Raw genomic sequence first — 20,547 nt, forward strand, 5'->3', positions numbered from 1 at the left:
CACGCAGATCGACACGGCGCTTGACGGCGTTTATCTGTACTCAACCTCATCCCCCATATTACGCTCAGCGGAGCGACCGTTTAGTTGCTCAAGCATCGACTTCCATCTTCAATTTTTCTTTGAAACTGAGCACTTCCGAAAGAGGTACGACCCATTCGGAAATCTTGTCGCCATCTTCGTTAACCACCTCGCGCTCACCGACGTAAGTATTGACATCGCTCCCATTAAACCCGGGAACAACGTCGTCTAGAAAAACCACACTATTCTGAATCTGAACAGACTCTCCAACAAAATACAAAACCCAAACCATCAGGAAATTTGCCAACTCTGGATCAAGCATTGAAGTGACCAATACAGAGTGCTGTCTCCTTTCGAGACCACGGCAAAGCGATGAGTACCAGCTACTCAAGTATTCCTGCCTGCCCCAAAAGGAGATCGGAGCAAAGAAGCTTTCCTCTTCGTCACCCAGTCGGATCAAGCCACGTAGAGCCTGGACTCCAAAGTGCTCGGAAGGCTCTTTCTCCAGCAAGATTTCAAAGCTCATTATTTAATCCTTCACCCGGTTCAAATCTTTATCGGAGTAAAACGGAGACAGACTACGTTTTCGCAGTACTTTCTAAACGTGGTCTGTCCTCCCGCCCGGGATCCAGCCAGCGGCCTCTTAATCCGAGATTTTTTCGTAATCAAAACCTTTGGGGATTTCCGGCCAAAAAGGTTTTTTTACCAACGCATCGAGATCGTCATAAATATCGCGGAAAAAATTAGCCAGATCCATGAAGTCCACACGTGAATTCATCAGCGCAACTTTCAACATGACATCGTCTGCATTTTCCTTGGCGGATGCCGCTCTGGACATATTGTAGAAAGCGTTCCCCAATCTTTCGGAAAGCTCAGCCTCCCAGTCCAGCTTGTAATCGGCCTCCAAACTATTGCCATCAAAGCTACCCGTCTTTTCTTTCATCAGCTCGATGATCAGCTGTTTCACCGACTCAAAATCATTCATCTCAATTTTCTCCCATCGGCAAGGGCCTTAGCCGTTTTCTCATTGTTTTTTGAGCCATCCAAATTCAAAACGTACTTCACATCACCAAATTTATCGAACACTTCCAAATGGTCTTTATGAAGATTATCCAAATAAATCTGGTCGCCTTTCTTAATATTTGGCGCAATTTTCTCGGTCGCTTGATAAACGGTCTGACCTTGAAATCTCTTTGAGGTTTTTCTAGTAGCGTCGGCTAATTGGCCGCCAAAACCTGGCTGATTGAAAAAATCCTCCATTTTTTCAATTTTCGTTACTTGGGGTCGAGTCGGAGGGGATGCTGGATCAGAACCAGAGTTTTTGCCACCCGTTTTTCTACTGACCTCAAGCACCCGACCGGTCGCCTTGACTCCCAAGGCCTTAAACTCACCTAACGCCGCATCAATCAGAAAACGCGAGGCAACGACATAGCTATCACCTTCCAGAGGATACTTGACGGTGTTGCCATTCTCATGCTCACCCTTTGCAAGCTCGTTGCTCTTCCTCAGGCTTTCCTCTGATTGACCGGTAAAGAAGGCTGCCAATTTAATCGCTGCGCCATCTTTTAACTCTTCAACTTCCTTTCCTGCTGCGGCATTAATCAGAGCGTTTGCAGTAAAGCTCACCATGAATTTCATGGGTCCCATTACAGCTTGAGCTGCAATGGCAACGGTTTTGAGTTGATCACGTTTTTCCTCCGGCAATGAATTGGCCAGCACGAGCAGGTCACCCAGTTCTGAAAGGGCCGCCTGCCCCATGGGAATGACCTTCTCGCTCACGGTGGTCCTATCGAGATAGACGACGTTGGTTCCCCCGCTACCGTCGTTCTTGGATTCAATGGTGATGTTGCCCTGATCAACCTCCTTCGCCATTTCCTTATCGTAATCGGCTGCCAGATCGGCAAATCGCTTGAGTCCAGCAAGCACTTCGGGGTCAAGGGAATCCATATCCGAAGGATTCTTCCCCTGCCGAACAAAGTTCTTCGTGACGGCCAGTGCCTGCTCATCACCAAGCTCATTGCGAAGCGAAGGAGACACCTCACTGATATCAACTAGCTGAGCATTGATTGCCAGTTTCAGATTTTGCAGAAAGCTGGCACCGGCCAAAGCCTGGTTGAGCATGTTCTTCTTGAAATCTGTAACGCCGTCACCCCAACGGTCCAGCGTCTCCAGCGGATGGCTGACGGCATCAATGGAGGAACTGCTCGCATACAACGTCGTGCGATGTTCCTCATCCTTGGTGATCTCATACGCCTTGTTCACATCACGATTGAGTCCCGCCGTGGAATCCTGGCCGGTAGCCTTGTCGTTACGCACGACAATCTGGCCCTCGCCCACCGTGGCGTTTAGCGTCTGCTGACGGTCCTTGTCGTACTTGTAGCCCTCCACGGCCCAGCTGTTTTTGCTCTCGCCTTCCATGCCCTTGTTCGGCTTGTCGGCCTGGGCGCCACCGCCCCCGCCATAACTGCCACTGACATTGAGGTAATAACCGTGCTCGTTATCCTTGCCGGTAATGTTGCGGTAGCCGAGGGTGTCGGTGTCGAGTTTCAGATTGCCGTTGTCGGCACTGATCACCGAGCCATCTAGCTGGGTATGTTTTTCAGTACGGATATCGACTTTGCTTTTGCCACTGATAACAGTCTGGTTGTCGACCCAGTTGGTTTTGCCGTTGGTCTCGCCATAACCCAGCGAGCCGCTGACCGTTGCACCGAAGCTCACCGCAACCGTCAGGCTGGCGTCGAACTCCTTGCCTTCGACCTTGCCGGTGTTCGGCACAGAGGTCACGGTCAGGTTGCGACCGACATCACCGATGACTTCGTCGCCACGCAAAGTCGCGCCAGCGATATTGGTATCGCGACCGCTTTCGAAGCCAAGTTTGTTGCCGGCATACAGATAGGCTTCTTGCTGCTTGACGCCCTCACGGTTGAGATCGCCGATGCCCACATTCGCCGAACCATAAACACCGAAGCCGTCCTGGCCGGCGATGATGCCGCCCTCCGCGCCCCAGCTACGCCGATCGTGCGAACTCTCGTAGGCGTTTTGCGCCGAGAGAATATTCAGATCGTTACCGGCCTTGAGGGAGATATCCCGCTCGGCGGTGGCCCGAGTGCCGATCAGCGTCAGATCATTTGTCGCGTCCAGATTGATACTGCCGCCGGCATTGAGCTGCGTAGCAGTTGAAGTACCCTGGTTCGATTTGTCTTCTGTGCCGGCATTGCTGACACCTACGCCCAGTTTGAAGCCGCCGGTGGTGCCCCCTTTGACGCCGCCCTTGCTCTGGGTCGAATGCCCGTCGCTGCTTTCTGATCCATGCGCAACGTCAAAGGTGATGTCCTTGCCTTTGACGTTGATGTCACGGCCGGCATTGAACTGGCTACCGCTGACGTTGACGTTGTTGCCAGCGTCCAGCGAGATGTCATTGCCTGCAGAAAGCGTCGACGGACGTTGAGTGACAGATGTCTGAGTCTGGCTGGAACTGACGCTCGAGCCACCGATATGTCCGTCAAATTTCGGTCCACTGAAGAATTGATCCAGCGTATCAACCGACTTCAGAACACTTGAGCCTTTGCTGACCCCATCCTCACCTTTGCCAGTGCCTTTGAGGCCATCCATGGTGTTGCCGATGTTGTAGGCTGTGGTCACGGTGATGCCGTTGCGCTTGATGCTGTCACGGATGGTGACTTCGCTTGCCTCTTCCTTGGCATCGATGTTGATGTCGCGATCAGCCTTGAGCCGGATGTTGTTCTCGGCGGTCAGATCGGAGCCTTGCTGGTTGATGTCGCGACCGGCGTTTACATTGATGTTCATCCCGGCGTCGATGGAGCTGCCCGCTGCGGTGTAGCCCTTGCTGTTGACGCCATGTTGAAGGGTTTCGCTGCCAACGAACGTGGTGAAGGCATTGCTGTCGATGGTCTGTTTGATACCAACGGTCTTGTCTGTCTCCCAGCTGTTGCTGCGGTGGCTGTCGATTGAGGCGACCACATTGACATCGCGACCCGCATCTAGCGAAACGCTGTTGTCGGCGCTGATACCGCTGCCAATGACATTGATGTCACGCGACGCGTTGAGAATCGCATCGTGCCCGGCATTGACCTGGCTACCGATACTTTCAGAGCTGACAACTTCCCGTCCGCCGTTATGGGAGGTGGCGAAGGTCATGTCCGCGCCGAACCCTGGCGTTCCGGCAGCCCAGCCGATAGCGTCCTTCAGTGAAAGACCGAGTTTCTTCTTGTACTCTTCGGCACGGCTGTACGCCTGATCATCGGCGGACGACAGGGTGATATCGCCTTCCTTGTCCACCAGGCCAGCGTGGAGTTCGGCATCGTTTTTGGCGTTGACTTCACTGGCGTTCACACGAACATCGCGCCCGGCGAGAACTACGGCGTCATGTCCTGCATTCAACTCGCTACCGACCTGGGTAACAGACGTCTGCAAATGGCTGCTGCCACTTTTCGACAGGCCGAAGGTGCCTGTTTTGGTTTTTTTGGTGTAGGAGCCAGACTCCTCGGTGGCAGAAAGAACCGCCACATCGTTCTTCGCACCGACGACCAGATCGTTACCAGCGTTCAATTGGCTACCGATGATGGTGACGTTACGCCCGCCATCCAGACTGACGCTGCCATCTTCGTCCTTGGACGAGTTGACGGTCAGGTCGCGTCCGGCTTCGATCACGGAAGCGACGTTCTCGCTCTCATAACTTTCTGCCGTGGTGGTTTTGCTGCGCCCGAACGAGCCGTTTTTCTTCTTGTAGTAATAAGAAGAACTTTCGTCTTTGGCCGAGGCAACGGTGATGTCCTGAGCCGCATCGAGGCTGACATCTTCCGTAGCCTTGATCCGGCTGGCGATGATGCCCAGATCGTTACCCGCGTTCAGCGCGATATCGCGACCGGCGTTCAATACCGACGACTGTTGCGTGATGCTGTGGGTTTCGTTCGCGCGCTTCTTGCTGCGCGAGACGTAATCACTCTCGTCGGCGGCCGAAGTAATGACAATGTCATGGCCTGAATCGACGCTGAGATCGCGCTTGGCATCCAGTCGACTGGCAACTACTGCCACATCACGATCAGCACTGATCGACAGGTCCCGCCCGGACGTCACTTCAGCGCCGTGCTGGGTAATGGTCTGATTGAGGTAACTGCCACCCCGCGCATCGGTGCTGCGAACCTGAACCGAGGTGATATTCACATCGCGATCAGCATCAAGCTTCATGTCTTGACCGCTTTTCAGCACCCCGCCGATGTTGTTGATGTCCTGCCCAGCCTTGATCGTCAGATCATTGGCCGCTTCAATCCGAGCAGCGTTATCCAGATAGTCGCGGTGGTACACACTGCCACCGCGGCTGACATCGACACTGGTCACATCGCGCTGGTTGATCACACTGCCGTTGGTGGCTGTCAGGCTGACATCCTTGCCCGAGATAATACCGCCGGATTTGTTGATGATGTCGTTGCCGGCCTTGAGCGTGAGGCGCTCGCCGGCTTCGATCAGTCCGGTGTTGGTGAGGTTGTTACCGGCCTCGGCCGACAGGTTGTTGGAGGCGCGAAGTGTGCCGGCGTTATCGAGGTTGCCGCCGGCGATCAGAGTGACGTCGCCGCCCTGAATCAACGCCCCGTTTGGCGCCAACCGATTATTGGCCTGGGCCATATATAGCACCGGCACCAGCACTTTTTCGCCGTTCACTTCGTGCTCTTCGAGCCAGACGATGTCGTGCGTCAGTGCCGCCACTTGCTGCGCGGTCAGGGTGACGCCCACCGATAGGTTGAGCTGATCCTTGCTGGCGATGGCGTTGTTCATCAGGTACTTGAACATGCCTTCGTCAGAGGTCTGGCCGTCGATGAAGCGTTGGCCGGTGCGGGCGACCACGGCCTGCTGCACCATGCGCTGCTCGAACAGGCCATCGCCCAGACGCTTGGCGCTGGTGTCGGGGTCGTAACCGAGCTTGCCCAACAGATAGTCCGAGCTCATGAACTGCTTGAGGTTGGTCAGTACCGGGTTGGTTTCGATCAGGTATTTGTGCGGGTTGGAGCGCACGCTGGTGTCGGGCAAACCTTGTACGCGCGGCACATCGAAGGTGCCGTTGCCACGCGCAGGCACCAGCACGCCGACCGGACCGTCAGCCGCAGTTGCACCCACGTTGAACTGAGCCGTTCTGTCGTTGAGATTCAGCGACGCGGCATCACTCAGCGCCAGGTCGCGTTTTTTCATCGAGACCGGATCGTTCTTGTCGATCTGGAAATCGGTGGCATGTCTGACCGGCATTCCGGTGGTATGTCCAGAGGATGCAGCCGTGATCGAGCCGATTGCCCAGTCTTTGATCGGAGAGTTCGCTTGCTCGCTGCCGTCCTTGCGGCTGAGGCGGAACAGACCGTTATCACCGGTTGGCAGGGTGAAGCCCGGCAAGGCCAGCGGGTTGACCTGTTGTTGGGCGAGGTCTGGCGGTAGCTGTGAGTTGATGCGGATGACAGTAGGCGTGACCTGGCCGGCCAGTTGGGTGGACCCCAGACGCGATGCGCCGGCGGCCGATGCATTGCCGTTGCGAACCACGCCGTTGTCCAGTTTGTTGGTCGCGTTTATGTAAACGGCGCCGCCTGCTTGAACCACGGCGTTGGCATTCGCTGTCGGACTGCTTTCGGTAGTAAAGGTGTTGAAAGGTGTCGCGTTCTTGATGATGTCCGGGGCTTCTGCGCGCACGCCAGCGTCGTAGCCAGGAGGAGCGTAACGGAGATTCCCGGAATCGTATTCGATGGCGATCGAACCAAACAGAAGATACCTGATAGCCTCACGACCACCTTGACGCCCGCCTATCCGGGTGAGTGATTCAACCGTATTCATATCCCAAGTGTGGATATTGGGAACCATCCTGATCTTTCCGTTCACAACACCGGTTTGGCCCGAGTCATAATCCGGGTCGTTTGCGGCGTTGTAATTCAATACGTCCTGCCAGAAGTCCGGGCCCCTGCTCGCCCTGGGCGCATCAATCCAGCGCGTGATGGTGTAATCCCCGACCGTTGCCCCTTGGTTAGTGAAATTTTGTACGTTGAATGTCAAATCTCGACCGGCACTGACTGTCGAGGCGTTATTGATGAATTCGCGACCGTTGCCCGTCAGATTGCGCCCGGCCGTCAATGTGCCCGAAGCCGAATCCTTGACAATGGTTGAATGGTATTTTTCAACCCAGACCAAGTGGCTAGGCAGGCGACTCTCGAAGTTAATGCCGCTGAATGAAGTACACGTCGTGCAGCGAACGCCAATTGTTCCCGAAACGAGCCCGCCACCCGCGGCTACCTCAAAAACATCCTTGCGGTTCTCGATGTGATCAGCCGCCAGACTCAGATCGCCAACACTTTCAATCGTCGCCGAAATGTTATTGATCGATGAACTCCATCCATTGCTGTCATCGCGGGCAATGCTGATGTTGCCCATGCCGTAAATATCGGAATAACGGTTGGTGAGCGAACCCACGCGCAGGTTCATGTCGCGGCCGCTGAAGATCAGCCCGTTCTGGTTGAGCAACGAGTCGCTGGTGACCCGCAGATTGCCGGCACTGCCCAACGTCCCGTTGTTGACCAACGACGCGGCGTTGACGGTCAGGCTGTCAACAGCTGTGAGGCGCCCCAGATTGGTCAGGTTGCCGCGACTGGTCAGCGTGGCGGTGGATGCACCGGTGATACTTGCAACACTGCTCAAGTCAATGCGCGAAGCAAGCAGTCCCAGATCGCCGACACTGCTCACCCGACCATTGCCGCCGTAGTTGCCGGACAGCTGGATATCCATGTTGCCATCACTGGCGATCAAGCCTTCGTTGCTCCAGTTACCGCCACGTCCCACCAGTTGATTGGAAGCAAGCAATTGCCCGCTCGCAGTCTGCACAAAATTGCCGACATTCACCGTCAACCGCCCGGCCTGAATCACGCTGCTGTTGGTCCAGCTGTCCGCGTTCAGGGTCAGGCCACCACGGGTCACCAGCGAGCCGCCGGCATTCATCACGTTGGCGGTGGAGATGCCGAACTCACCCAACCCGACATGCGTCACCGAGCCGCCGGCATTGAGGAAACCTGGTGCAGCGAGGGTGAAATCGGTGTTGGCGGTTTCCACCAGACCATTACGGTTATCGAACTGGCTGCCGATCTGGAAATCGGTTTTGCCGCTGGTGCCGAGCGCGCGCAGCTTGCCGTTCTGGTTGTCGAGGTTGGCGGCGCGAATCGCCAGTGTGCTGGCGCTCTCGATCAGGCCGCTGCGGTTGCTCAGGTTGCCGTCGGCACCCAGCTCGATGCTGCTGCCGCTGATCTGGCCGTTGTTGTTGTTCATCGAGCCGGCGAAGGTTTTCACCACGCCTTTGGCATAGATCCCGCCGCCGCTGTTGTCGAGGGTGTTGCCGCCGGCGTTGAGCAGGATGTTGCCGGTGTTGGCGGCGATTCGTCCGCCGTCGCTGTAGATACCGCCGAGTGCCTGCAGGTCGAGGCGACTGCCTTCGATCTTGCCGCCCTGACCGTTGCGCAACATGCCGCTCAATCGGGTTTGCAGCAGACCTTTGAGGCTTGAAAGCACACCGCCACGGCTGTCGAGGCTGGCAGCGTTGAGGGTCAGGTCGCCGTTCTGGGCGATGATTTTGCCGCCCTGGTTGTCGATCGCGCCGCTGCCGGTGTTCACGGTCAGCGCGGTCATGCTTTGCACCGCGCCTTTGGCGTTGTTCAGTGCGGCGGCAGTGAGGGTCACGCCGGCATCGCGGCTGGACAGCAAGCCATCAGCGTCGTTGCGCAACGTACCCGCCACGGTGAGATCCAGTTGGCCGTTGGCCGAGACGGTGCCGCGTTGGCTGTTGTTCAGATCGCCGCTGGTAAGCAGGCTCAGCAGGGTTTGGCTGATCAACTGGCCGCCCTGGTTGTCGATGCTGGCCGAGCGTTTGATCAGCAGCGCAGCGCCGCTGCCGAGTGCGCCATTGACGTTGGTCAGAGCGCCGAGCAGATCGAGAGTGACGCTGTCGTCACCGACCAGACTGCCCTTCGTATTGTTCAGCGGGCCGCCGGTGAAGGTCAGGGCTTTTTTTGCCATGACGTTGCCGGAGGTGTTGTTCAGGCTGGCCGCGCGGATGTCGAGGGTGTCGCCGCTTTTGATCAGGCCACCGGAGGCGTTGCTGATCGCGCCGCCGCTCATGGTCAGGGTTTGTTTACCGCCACTGCTGACCGTGCCGGCGCTGTTGTCGAGACTGGCCGCCGTGATGGTCACTTCGCCGAGGCCACCGATGCCGCCCTTGCTGTGGTTGAGCAGCGCGCCGCTGAGGTCGATGTTGACGTTGCCGAGCTGGCTGGAGATCGCGCCTTCCAGGCTGTTGTCGAGGGTGCCGCCGCTGAGGCTTAGGCCTTTCCAGCCGGAGAGCAGACCGTTCTGGTTTTTCAGGTCGGCCGCATTCACGGTCAGTTGATCGTTGCTGATCAGGTTACCGCCACGGTTATCGAAACGGTTGCCGGTGAGGCTGAAGCTGTTGACGCTGGAGATTTCGCCTTGCTGGTTATTCAGGTCACGCAGGGTGGCGATGCTCAGCACGCCTTTGCTGTTGATCACGCCATTCTGGTTATTCAGGTCGCGCAGATGGGCAATGCTCAACCCGCCTTTGCTGCTGATCACACCGTCCTGATTATTCAGGTCCTGCGCGTTGGCGCCCAGGTCCATATTCAGGCCGGAAACGCCGACCAGCGTGCCGCCCTGATTGTTCAGACCGGTGCTGTTGAGGGTCAGTCGTTGCGCGGCGCGGATGCTGCCCTTGTTGGTGTTTTTCAGCAGACCATCGACAGTGACCTCGATATCGCTGTCACTGAGCAATACACCGCCATCGCTGTTGTCCAGACTCGCCGCGCGAACCTGCAACGCAGCGGCGGCAATCGTGCCTTTGATCGAGGTCAGCGCCTTGTCGAGGGTCAGGGTGAGTTTCTGGTTGCTCAGCAGTTGGCCGCCGCTGTTGTCCAGCGACTTGGCGATCAGTTCAAAAGCCTGATCGCTGGAAATCTCACCGCCACGGTTGTTCACGTCGGAGAGGTTTTTCAGGAGTAACTGGTCCGGCGCGTTGATCACGCCGCCCTGGTTGTTCAGCGCGCCGCCGTTCAGATCGACGTTGACGGTGCCGCCGCTGAACAGTTTGCCACCCTGCTGGTCGAGGCCTTGGACATTGGCGGTCAGCGTCTTGCCGGCGCCGAGGCTGCCAGCGGTATTGGTGACTTGGCCGGCATTGATCTCAACGTGGTCGGCCGCGTAAATATTCGCTTGGCTGTTGTTGAGTTCGCCAGTACTGATGTTGAGGTTGGCCTTGCTGCTGATCACACCCTTTTTCTGGTTATCCAGCGCGCTGCTGTTGACGGTCAGATCGCCGTCAGTCAGCAGGTTGCCGCCCTGATTGCTGACGGCGCCGCGTGTGTCGAGGGTGAGTGCCTTGGCGCTCGAGACGGTGCCGCCATTGTTGTTGAGGCTTTGCGCAGTAATCGCCAAAGCGCCTTCGTTGACGAGGCTACCCTGCGCATTATTCAGATCTGCAGAGAGGTTGATCGCGAGATCTTTCTGGCTGGTCAGGCGGCCACTGTTCTCCAGCGTTTTACCGGTCAGTGTCAGCCCGGCGTCGCCAGACAGCAGGCCTTTATTGCGGTTGATGACCTCATTGACGGTCAGCGCCAGATTGCCACCGGCGAGCATGTAACCGCTGTCGCTGTTATCCAGCCAGGCGCCGATCAGGCTGACATCACTCTTGCTCGACAGCTCGCCGCTGCGGTTGTCGACACGGTCGACGTTGAGTTTCAGCGCTTGGGTCGAACCGATCAGACCTTCCTGACGGTTATCCAGACTCGCGGCCGTAATCGTCAGGCCGTTGTCGGCGATAACCACGCCGTTGTGGTTATCGAACATGCCAGTCACGCTGAAATCGACATCGCCACGCACACGAATGTCGCCGCTGTTGTTGTTCAAACTGTCGCTGCGGCTGTCGAGGCTGGCCGAGGCGATCAGACCTTTGACGTTGCTCAGCGCACGTTCGATGACCAGGGTGAGTTTTTCGTTGCTGAGCAGTTTGCCGCCGTCGTTATTCAGGCTTTGCGCGTTGACGCTCCAGGCCTTGGCGGCGGAGATTTCGCCGGCGCTGTTGTTGACGTCCTTGAGGTTTTTCAGCAGCAACTGGCCCGGCGTATGGATGTTGCCGCGCTGGTTGTCGAGCAGACCGTTGTGCATGTCCAGGGTCAGGTCGCCGTTGCTGAACAGCTCGCCGCCGTCCTGCTCCAGCGAGGTCACTGAGACTTCGAGTTTCTGCTGGCTGCCGAGGCTGCCGCCCGAGTTGTCCAGGTGCGCGGCGGTGAGCATCAACGAGCCATCGGTGGCGATACTGCCGCCCTGTCGGTTCTTCAACTCACCGGTGGTCAAGGTCGAATCGGCCTTGGCGCTGATGATGCCGTTGGCGCTGTTATCCAGACTGCCGCTCTTGAGGGTCAGGCCTTTTTGCGAGGCGATCAGGCCGCCCTGACTCAGCACTGAACCGCTGGCAGTCAGCGCCATCGCGTCAAGGCTCGACAGTTTGCCCAGACGGTTGTCGAGGCTGCCGGCGTTAAGGGTCATCTGCCCTTCGCTACTGATCAGGCCTTGCTGGTTGTCCATGGCCCCGTCGAAAGTCAGCCCGACAGTGTTCTGGCTGACGATGCGCCCGCCGACGTTGCTCAAACCGGTGCCGCTGAGGGTGCTCGCGCCTTTGCTGAAAATCAGGCCGTTAGTGGCGTTGATGATCTGCGCGACTTTCAGCGCCAGTGTGGTGTCGGACAGCACCTTGCCGCCGTCGCTGTTGTCCAGGCGCGAACCATTGATGTGCAAATCCAGTTGGCTGGACAGTGTGCTGGCGCGGTTGTCGATCTGCTCGACGTTGACGGTCAGGGTCTTGAGCGAGCCGACCAGACTGTCCTGATGGCTGTTGAGGGTTTTGCCGGTCAGCAGCAGATTGCCTTCGGCGACCAGTTCACCGTGCTCTTGATTGAGGGTGTCGATGTTGGCGTCGATATCGCCTTTGGCGGAAACCCGTCCGCCATCGTTGGTCACTGCTTTGGCTTTGAGGCTCAACGCACCGCTTGAGGTGAGCAGGCCGCCATTGCTGTTGTCGAGTGTGTTGCCATCGACGGTCAGCGCCGTCTTGCTTTCGAGGCGGCCCTTGTCTCGGTTGTCCAGGTTGTCGATCAGCAGTTTTGCCGCCTGATCGGCACGCAGGGTGCCGCCACGGTTGTCGGTGTTGGCGCTGCTGACGGTCAGCGTGTCGAGGCTGGAAATCTTGCCAGCACGGTTATCCAGGCGCGTGGCCTGCACGTCCATGGCGCCGTTGGCTTGGATCAGGCCCTTGTTCTGGTTGTTCAGTTGCTCGCTGATCCGCGTGGTCAGCTTGCCTTCGCTGGTCAACTGGCCCTGCTGGCTGTTGTCGAGCTGTTGGGCTTTTAGCGTGAGATTCTGTTTGGCGCCGATCTTGCCGGTGCGGTTGTTGATCGCACCGACCGCGCTGATGTCGAGTAGACGGCCGGCGCTCATCAGGCCGGCAACGTTGTCCAGCGAGGTGACGTTGAGAACCGCGTCGGTCTGGCTGCTGAGTTCGCCGTTGCTGTTGATCAGTTGACCGATGTTGGCGGTGAGGCTGGCGTTGCTGGTGATCACGCCTTGGCTGTTGAGCACCCGCGCGGCATTGAGGTTCAGGGTGCCGTCGCTCTGCACTTTGCCGGCATTGCGGTTGTCCAGCGTGCCGGCACTGATCGCAGCGGTTTGGCCGCTGAGCGTGCCGCCCTGGTTGCTCAGGGTTTGCGCGGTGTTGACGGTCAGATTGCGGCTGGCGGTGAGGCTTTTGCCGGTGTTGTCGAGGCTCTGCGCAGTGAGGCTCAGATCGCCGCTGGCATTGCGGCTGCCGTCGGCGTTGACGCCGGCTTCGATGGCGCCAGCGTTGGTCAGTTGGCCGCCGGCGCTGAGAGTGATGCTGTCGCGGGCCGCGAGGGTCTGGCGGTTGGTCAGGTTGCCTTGGGTTTGCACATTGACGCTGGTGCCGGCGTAAACCGGGCCGCGGGCGTCGAGGCTGGCAGCCTTGACGTTGACCACGCCAGTGGCCGAGGTGTCGGCCAGACTCAACTGACCGTTGGCATCGAGCTGAATATCACCACCGCTGGCAATCAGCTTGCCATCGAGTTTCACCCCGACGCCGGCTTCGGTGCCAACCAGTTTGATCGCCCCGGCGTACATGCCGCCCAACGCTGAAGAATCGATGGCCAGTTGCGGTTTGCCGCCGCCGTCATCGGCGCGGGCGGTGGCGTTGAGGGTTTGTGCATTGACGTCGTTGCGACCGGCAACAATCGTCAGGTTCTGTGCCTGAATCTCGGCGTTGATCTTTGCGCTGCGGGTGATGATTTCGAAGCGATCGACGTTGGTCGCGTTGAGACCCGCACCCTCGATGGCCACCGAACCCTGATCGACCTGAAAGCGATCCAGTCGGCCGTTGTCGAGCACTGGTTTACCGGTGGTCAGGGTCACGCGCGGCGAGTTGATAAAACCGCAACCGTTGCAGGTGATGCCATACGGGTTGGCGACGATCACCCGCGCCGACTGCCCCGCCACTTCGGTGTAACCACGCAACTGGCTCGGGTTGCCGCTGATGACTTCGTTGAGAATCGCCTGCGCCGAACCGCTGTTTTTCAGGTTCGGGTTGTCGACGATATGCCCGCCCAGTTGGGTCAGCGTGTTCTGGGTCGAGCCGTTGTTGAGGATCAGCCCCTGCGCCCCGACGTTGTAGTCGTGGAACTGGTTGTGTGACAGGCCACTGGCATTGGGCGTAGCGATGTTGATGATCGGCACGCCATTGCCAGCGCGATCCAGCGAGGTATTCGGGTTGGCCACCACGATGCCGTCGGCCTGCGCCCACATCGGTTGCCAGAACATCACGTTGGCCAGCAGAAACGCCAGGCCGCGCTTGGGCATGCCAAGGAATGACTCGCGGGTTTTCACGGCAGCGGCGGGCTGACGGGCGAGAAACGCGTACTGGCGAACGTCCATGTTGAAGATCTCTTTACAACGAGCAGTAAAAGTCGGATGACGGTGAGTGCGCGGTACTTCCTGACAGTCACGATCCCTTGCTGCAGATCGCAAAACGGCCCTTTCAGCTGATAGTGGCGCACTAATATCAAATTTGCGGCGCGATATTAGATGGCCACTATTTTGGCGTCAATTTTTGATTTACCCGAGAAATCACTTCCGATGAGTGGTATCAAGCAAACCATGACTCAGTGAGTCATCGTTCACCCGTACTACAAGCCCTCGCATCGCAATAATCTGTAAACTCTCCCCTCTTTCGCCGCCCTTATTTCACCTGCGGCCATCACCTCTTTAATTGTTGCGGAGTCCACCTTGCGTCTGTTCCACACCTCCGACTGGCACCTTGGGCAAAACCTGCACGGCCAGGAGCGCGATTTCGAGCACGCCTGTTTTCTCGAATGGCTGCTGCGCCAACTGCAACTGGCGCAGCCGGATGTGCTGCTGATTGCCGGGGACATCTTCGACACGGTCAACCCGCCGGTCAAAGCCCAGGAACGCCTCTACGATTTCATCGTTAGCGCCCACGAACAGCAGCCGTTGCTGACCATCGTGATGATCGCCGGCAACCACGATTCCGGCTCGCGGATCGAACTGCCCGCGCCGTTGATGCGCCGTTTGCGCACGCATGCGCTGGGTCGGGTGTTGTGGCTGGATGACGGTCAACTCGATGCCGAGCGTTTGCTGCTGCCGTTGCCCAATGCCCAAGGCGAAATTGCGGCGTGGTGTCTGGCGCTGCCGTTCCTGCGCCCGGCGGAGGTGACTGGCGCACATCTGGGCGATAACTATTTGCGCGGCATCGGTCAGGTGCATGAATGGCTGATCGAAGCCGCCAACGCCAAGCGCCAACCCGGTCAGGCATTGATCGCCATCAGCCATGCACACATGGCCGGCGGCTCAGTGTCGGAAGACTCCGAACGCAGCCTGATCATCGGCAACGCCGAAGCGCTGCCCGCCAGCCTTTTCGGGCCGAGCATCAGCTACGTCGCCCTCGGCCACTTGCACAAGCCGCAGAAGGTCAATGGCGAAGAGCGCATTCGCTACAGCGGCTCGCCGATTCCGTTGTCGTTCTCGGAGATTGGCTATCAGCACCAGATTCTCGACGTCACGCTCGATGGCGAAACCCTGGTCAGCGTCGAGCCGAAACTGATCCCGCGTTCGGTCAACCTGCAACGCATCGGCCCGGCACCGCTGGCCGAAATCCTGCTGCAACTGGCCGACCTGCCGAACATCGATCTGCTCGCCGAAACCCAACGCCAGCCGTGGCTGGAAGTGCGCGTCACCCTCGACGAGCCGCAGCCGGATCTGCGCCATCAAGTCGAAAGCGCTCTGCAAGGCAAAGCCGTGCGCCTGGTGCGCATCGCCGCCGAATACGCCGGCAACCGTGGCGCGGACGGCAGCGAGGACGGCACTGCGCTGATCGAACTCGACCAACTCACCCCACAGGAATTGTTCAGCCGCGCCTGGCTCGACAACTACGGCAGCGAGGTCGATGAGCAAACGCTGAAAGACTTCGCCGAACTGCTGCAGGACGTACAACTGGAGGGCGAGCAGCCATGAAGATTCTCGCCATTCGCTTGAAGAACCTTGCCTCGCTGGCCGGCCCGTTCGAGATCGATTTCACCGCTGAGCCGTTGGCCAGCGCCGGTCTGTTTGCGATTACCGGCCCGACCGGCGCCGGTAAAAGCACCCTGCTCGATGCGCTGTGCCTGGCACTGTTCGGCGCGGTGCCGCGCCTGAACAACACCGGCCGTGACGCCAAGGTTCCGGATGCCGACGGTGAAATCGCCACCGGTGACCCGCGCACTTTGCTGCGTCGCGGCACCGGCGAAGGTTACGCCGAAGTGGATTTCGTTGGTGTCGACGGCCGCCGTTATCGGGCGCGTTGGGAAGCTAACCGTGCGCGTGAGAAGGCTGGCGGCAAGCTGCAAGCCAGTCGGCAAAGCCTGCGCGACATCGATCAGGATCAACTGCTCGCCAGTCAGAAAGGCGAATACAAAACTCAGCTGGAAGCCGCACTGGGACTGAACTTCGAACAGTTCACTCGCGCCGTGCTGTTGGCACAGAGCGAGTTCAGCGCGTTCCTCAAGGCTGACGACAACGACCGCAGCGAACTGCTGGAAAAACTCACCGACACCGCGCTGTACACCCGCCTCGGCCGCCGCGCCTTCGACAAGACCAAAGAAGCCCGCGAAGCGCACAAGCTGTTGCAGGATCAGGCCACCGGCGTCACGCCATTGGCCCCCGAGGCCCGGGCCGAGCTGGATGAGCGTTTCAATGCTGCGCAACAGCAATTGAAGTTGCAGCAGGCCCAGCTCAAACAACTTGAGCAACAGCACGCCTGGCTCAAGGATTTGCGGGTGTTGCAGGACGCGCAGCAAGCCGCCGCCGAGCAATTGCACAGCGCGCAACAGCAATCGGACAGTCTGGCCGGCGAGCGGGTGAAACTGACGCGTCTGGAACAGCTCGGGCCGCAACGACACCAGTTCGCACGCAAAACCGAACTCGATGCCTTGCTCGCGCCACTGGCCGCGCAAATCACCGCGCACACCCAGCAACACGCCGCACTGACTGAGCGCCAGACGCAACTGGAGCACAACCTCGAAGCAGCGAAACTCGCGTTGAGCGGAGCCCAACAACGGCAAAGTGAAAACGCGCCGCTGTTGCGTCAGGCCTTTGAAGAGCAAAGCACCCTCGCTCGTCTGGCCAAGGATGTCGCGCAAAGCGCCGAAGCCAGGCTCAATGCGCAGCAGGCTTGCACCGAGGGCCACAACGCCATTCAAGCCTTGCTGGAAAAACAGACTCAGGTCGCCGAACGCCTGCAGCGCATTGCCGCCGAGCTTGAGCAAAGTGCTCATCTGGCCCCGTTGAGTGATGCATGGAATGCTTACCGCGATCGGCTGCAACAGCTGATGCTGATCGGCAATCGCCTGAACAAGGGTCAGGCGGAACTGGCGAGTCTCGAAGAGAACGCCGCGCGCAGTGCCTCAGAGCTGACCACGCAGAAACAGCAACTGGAAGTGCTGTTCAAAGAGGCCGGTGCCGAACCCGATGCCGTCGCCGAGCAGATCGGCATCCTCGGCACACTGTTGCAGGACAACCGCAAACAACTGCGGCTGTTCGAAGATCTGTCGCGCCTGTGGGCCACGCAACAGGATCTCGACAAGCGCAGCAGCGAGCTGCAACAGCGTCAGCTCAGCGCCCAGCAGGAGCGCGAGCGACTGACTCAGGACGGCGTGAAAAGCAAAGCCGAGCTGACCGTCGCCGAACAAACCCTCAACGTCACCCGCGAGCTGCTTGAACGCCAGCGGCTGGCGCGCAGTGCCAGTGTCGAAGAGTTGCGCGCGCAGTTGCAGGACGATCAACCGTGCCCGGTCTGCGGCAGTAACGAGCATCCGTATCATCAACCGGAAGCGCTGCTGCAAAGCCTCGGTCGCCACGATGAAAGCGAGCAGGCCAATGCCCAGCAGGTGGTCGATCAGCTCAAGGAAAAACTCATCGAGTTGCGCGCTGAAGTCGGTGGCGTCATTGCTCAGCAGAAAGAACTGCTGCAACAGCAGGAACACCTCGCCAGCCAGCAGCAAGCCCTGGCGCCGAGCTTCGACGCGCATCCGCTGGCTGCGCAACTACTGAATCAGGATGCCGAGAAGCGTGATGCCTGGCTATCCCGGCAAAACGATCAGCTGAATCAGAGCATCACTCAGGACGAGCAACGTCAGAGCGCCCTGCTCACCCTGCAACAAGATGCCGCGCGCCTGACCCAGCAATTGCGTCAGGCCGAAACCGCGCATCAGCAGGCCGCGCAGCACCTGAGCAATCAGCAACGTGAACTGAGCAGCGACCGTCAGCGTCTCGACGAAGAACTCAACGCGTTCGGCAACTTGCTGCCAGCAGATACCCTTGAAGCCCTGCGCCAGGAGCCGGCGGCGACGTTCATGCAGCTCGACCGGCAGATCGCCGAGCGCTTGGCGCAGGTCGATCAGCAAAAGGAAGAACAGGCCGAGCAGCAACAACGCCAACAGACGCTGGAGAAAGAACAGGATCGCCAGCAGACCCGTACGCAGCAGTCGCTCAGCGCCGAACAGCAATTCACTGCGCTGACCGAACAGCAGCAGACCTGCCAGCAGAAACTCGCGCAACTGCTCGGCGCGCACAGCAGCGCCGAGCACTGGCAGCAGCAGCTTGAGCAAGCGGTCGAACAGGCGCGCAACGCCGAAACCGGCACCGCGCAGGAACTGCAAAACCTGCGCACGCAGCTCGTGCAAATCGCCGCTGAACTCAAGGCGCAGCAACAGCGTTTGCAGGCGCTGGAAAACGAAGAGCAGGATCTGGCCGGCAAGATTGCCGACTGGCGTGCCCGCCATCCTGAGCTGGATGACGGCGGCCTTGAAGAACTGTTGCGAGTCGATGACGCGCAAGTGGCCGAGTTGCGGCAGCGCTTGCAGCTCAATGAAAAAGCCATCGAACAGGCCAAGGTGTTGTTGCAGGAGCGTGACCAGCGTCTGCTCGATCATCAGGCACAACACAACGGCAACCTCGACGCCGAACAACTGGCCAGCGCCCTCACCGACCTGCAGAACCAGTCCACCGTCAGCGAACAGCAATGCGCCGAACTGCGTGCCGAACAGGCCGAAGACCAGCGCCGGCAGAGCGCCAATCAGGCGCTCGCGCAGCAGATCGCCTCGGCCTACGCCGAATATCAGCGCTGGGCGCGACTGAGTGCCTTGATCGGCTCGGCCACCGGCGACACCTTCCGCAAGATCGCCCAGGCCTACAACCTCGACCTGCTGGTGCACCACGCCAACGTGCAGCTGCGCCAACTGGTCAAACGCTATCGCCTGAAACGCGGCGGCAGCATGCTCGGCCTGCTGGTGATGGACACGGAAATGGGCGACGAACTGCGCTCGGTGCATTCGTTGTCCGGTGGCGAGACGTTCCTGGTGTCGCTGGCCCTCGCGCTGGGCCTGGCGTCGATGGCGTCGAGTACGCTGAAGATCGAATCGCTGTTTATCGATGAAGGTTTTGGCAGCCTCGATCCGGAGTCGCTGCAACTGGCCATGGATGCGCTCGATGGCTTGCAGGCACAGGGCCGCAAGGTCGCGGTGATTTCCCACGTGCAGGAAATGCACGAGCGGATCCCGGTGCAGATTCAGGTGCAGCGCCAAGGCAACGGTTTGAGCACCCTGGAGGTGAAATGAACACGCTGTATTCCTTCCGCCGCTGCCCGTACGCCATGCGCGCGCGGATGGCGCTGCGTTATTCGGGCGTGGCGGTGGACATCGTCGAGGTCAGCCTCAAGGCCAAACCGGCGCAGATGCTGGCGATCTCGCCAAAGGGCACGGTGCCGGTGCTGGATGCTGGCGGGCGGGTGATTGATGAGAGTCTGGAGATCATGCGCTGGGCGTTGGCGCAGAATGATCCGGACAACTGGCTACTCGACGGGGACTCGTTCGGGGCGTTATGGATGGACAAGTTGATTCAGGGCAACGATCAAGTGTTCAAGGTGCACCTGAATCGCTACAAGTACGCCGAGCGCTATCCCGAACAGCGGATGGAGGTTTATCGGGCTGAGGGCGCGTTGTTTTTGCAGAAGCTGGATGAGTTGCTGACGGATCGCGATTATTTGCTGGCCGAGCACTTGAGTCTGGCGGATGTGGCATTACTGCCGTTCGTTCGGCAGTTTGCACATGTGGATCGCGAGTGGTTTGCGCAGACACCTTATGTTCGCTTACAAGCCTGGTTGCAGCGCTTGCTCGAATCCGAGTTCTTCACTTCGATCATGAAGAAGTAACTCAGGGTCAAGCCAGCGCTTGGCACATGCCGAGTGCCATGCAATCGACTTCGAACGGCCCGAGAAAATCGGCCGAGACTTTTACCGGTGGGTTGCCGGCCATCAGCCCCAACGCATTCGCCCGTTCGATGTTGTGCGCGATGTTGTGATTGGCCTCTATGGCCCGGGCCAATGCGCCCACCGAGCCTTGGCCGATGCCTAATAACGAGGCGCCGTTGGTGAAGAACGCTAGACCCGCGACGACCCAAAGTCTGTAGCCTTTCATGCGCCGCCGACTCCTGCGAGTTCGGCCCGGTCGACCATCACGCTTTGCGAGCGGACTTCAAACTGGATGCCAGGGTGGGCGACTTGAATCGGTGCGTCGAAGCTGTGTTCCATCTGCGAAGCGATGCTGACGACCAGCACCACGGCCAGGTACAGACCGATGACCAGGTAGGCGCCGCGTTTGGCTGAATGAATGATTGCGCTGGCCATGGTGTTCTCCCGTGGGCATGTTTCGATGCCCACAGAATCAATCAAAAAAGCCGAGCGAACCACTCAGGGTTTGCCATAGTAAACATCAGCTTCGTTGATTATTTAGCCAGTCTATGTGCCTGTTGAAGAAAACCTATCAGGCCGTTTTTTCAGTGCGCACACACAAAAGCTGCCGAAGGCTGCGATCT

At 58.8% G+C, this 20,547-nt stretch carries 8 protein-coding genes; 3 read left to right on the forward strand and 5 right to left on the reverse strand.

What is annotated here, in order from left to right:
- Positions 1-88: 88 nt before the first annotated feature.
- The 3 genes from A8O26_RS21975 to A8O26_RS21985 form a co-directional block, all read right to left on the reverse strand.
- Positions 89-544, reverse strand: a complete 456-nt coding sequence (locus tag A8O26_RS21975; protein WP_081265239.1) for a hypothetical protein — start codon at positions 542-544, stop codon at positions 89-91.
- A gap of 117 nt (positions 545-661) precedes the next feature.
- The gene (locus tag A8O26_RS21980; RefSeq protein WP_064119841.1) at positions 662-1,003 is read right to left on the reverse strand and encodes a hypothetical protein; all 342 of its coding nucleotides are present in this window, start codon (positions 1,001-1,003) and stop codon (positions 662-664) included.
- Positions 1,000-14,058, reverse strand: coding sequence for a hemagglutinin repeat-containing protein (locus tag A8O26_RS21985; RefSeq protein WP_253756986.1), 13,059 nt, complete (start codon positions 14,056-14,058; stop codon positions 1,000-1,002). The genes A8O26_RS21980 and A8O26_RS21985 overlap by 4 nt, the downstream gene beginning before the upstream one ends.
- Before the next feature lie 351 nt (positions 14,059-14,409).
- Between A8O26_RS21985 and A8O26_RS21990 the strand changes: the two genes are divergently transcribed.
- From A8O26_RS21990 to A8O26_RS22000, 3 genes are read left to right on the forward strand one after another with little or no spacing between them, the layout of a single operon-like run.
- Complete coding sequence (locus tag A8O26_RS21990; RefSeq protein WP_064119842.1) at positions 14,410-15,654, forward strand: exonuclease SbcCD subunit D C-terminal domain-containing protein; 1,245 nt, start codon at positions 14,410-14,412, stop codon at positions 15,652-15,654.
- Positions 15,651-19,292 (forward strand): AAA family ATPase, encoded by a 3,642-nt coding sequence (locus tag A8O26_RS21995; protein ID WP_064119843.1) that lies wholly within the window; start codon positions 15,651-15,653, stop codon positions 19,290-19,292. Before A8O26_RS21990 ends, A8O26_RS21995 begins: the two co-directional genes overlap by 4 nt.
- Positions 19,289-19,885: a glutathione S-transferase gene (locus A8O26_RS22000; RefSeq protein WP_064119844.1), complete on the forward strand. Its 597-nt coding sequence runs from the start codon at positions 19,289-19,291 to the stop codon at positions 19,883-19,885. The genes A8O26_RS21995 and A8O26_RS22000 overlap by 4 nt, the downstream gene beginning before the upstream one ends.
- Positions 19,886-19,892: 7 nt before the next feature.
- Here the strand turns inward: A8O26_RS22000 and A8O26_RS22005 are convergent, their stop codons facing one another.
- Together A8O26_RS22005 and A8O26_RS22010 are read right to left on the reverse strand one after the other, a co-directional pair.
- Complete coding sequence (locus A8O26_RS22005) at positions 19,893-20,150, reverse strand: hypothetical protein (protein WP_064119845.1); 258 nt, start codon at positions 20,148-20,150, stop codon at positions 19,893-19,895.
- Entirely contained in the window at positions 20,147-20,359 is a 213-nt protein-coding gene (locus A8O26_RS22010; RefSeq protein ID WP_064119846.1) for a hypothetical protein, read from the reverse strand. The genes A8O26_RS22005 and A8O26_RS22010 overlap by 4 nt, the downstream gene beginning before the upstream one ends.
- Between the last annotated feature and the right edge of the window lie 188 nt (positions 20,360-20,547).

The organism is Pseudomonas fluorescens, assembly GCF_001648775.1.
Taxonomy (GTDB): domain Bacteria; phylum Pseudomonadota; class Gammaproteobacteria; order Pseudomonadales; family Pseudomonadaceae; genus Aquipseudomonas; species Aquipseudomonas fluorescens_M.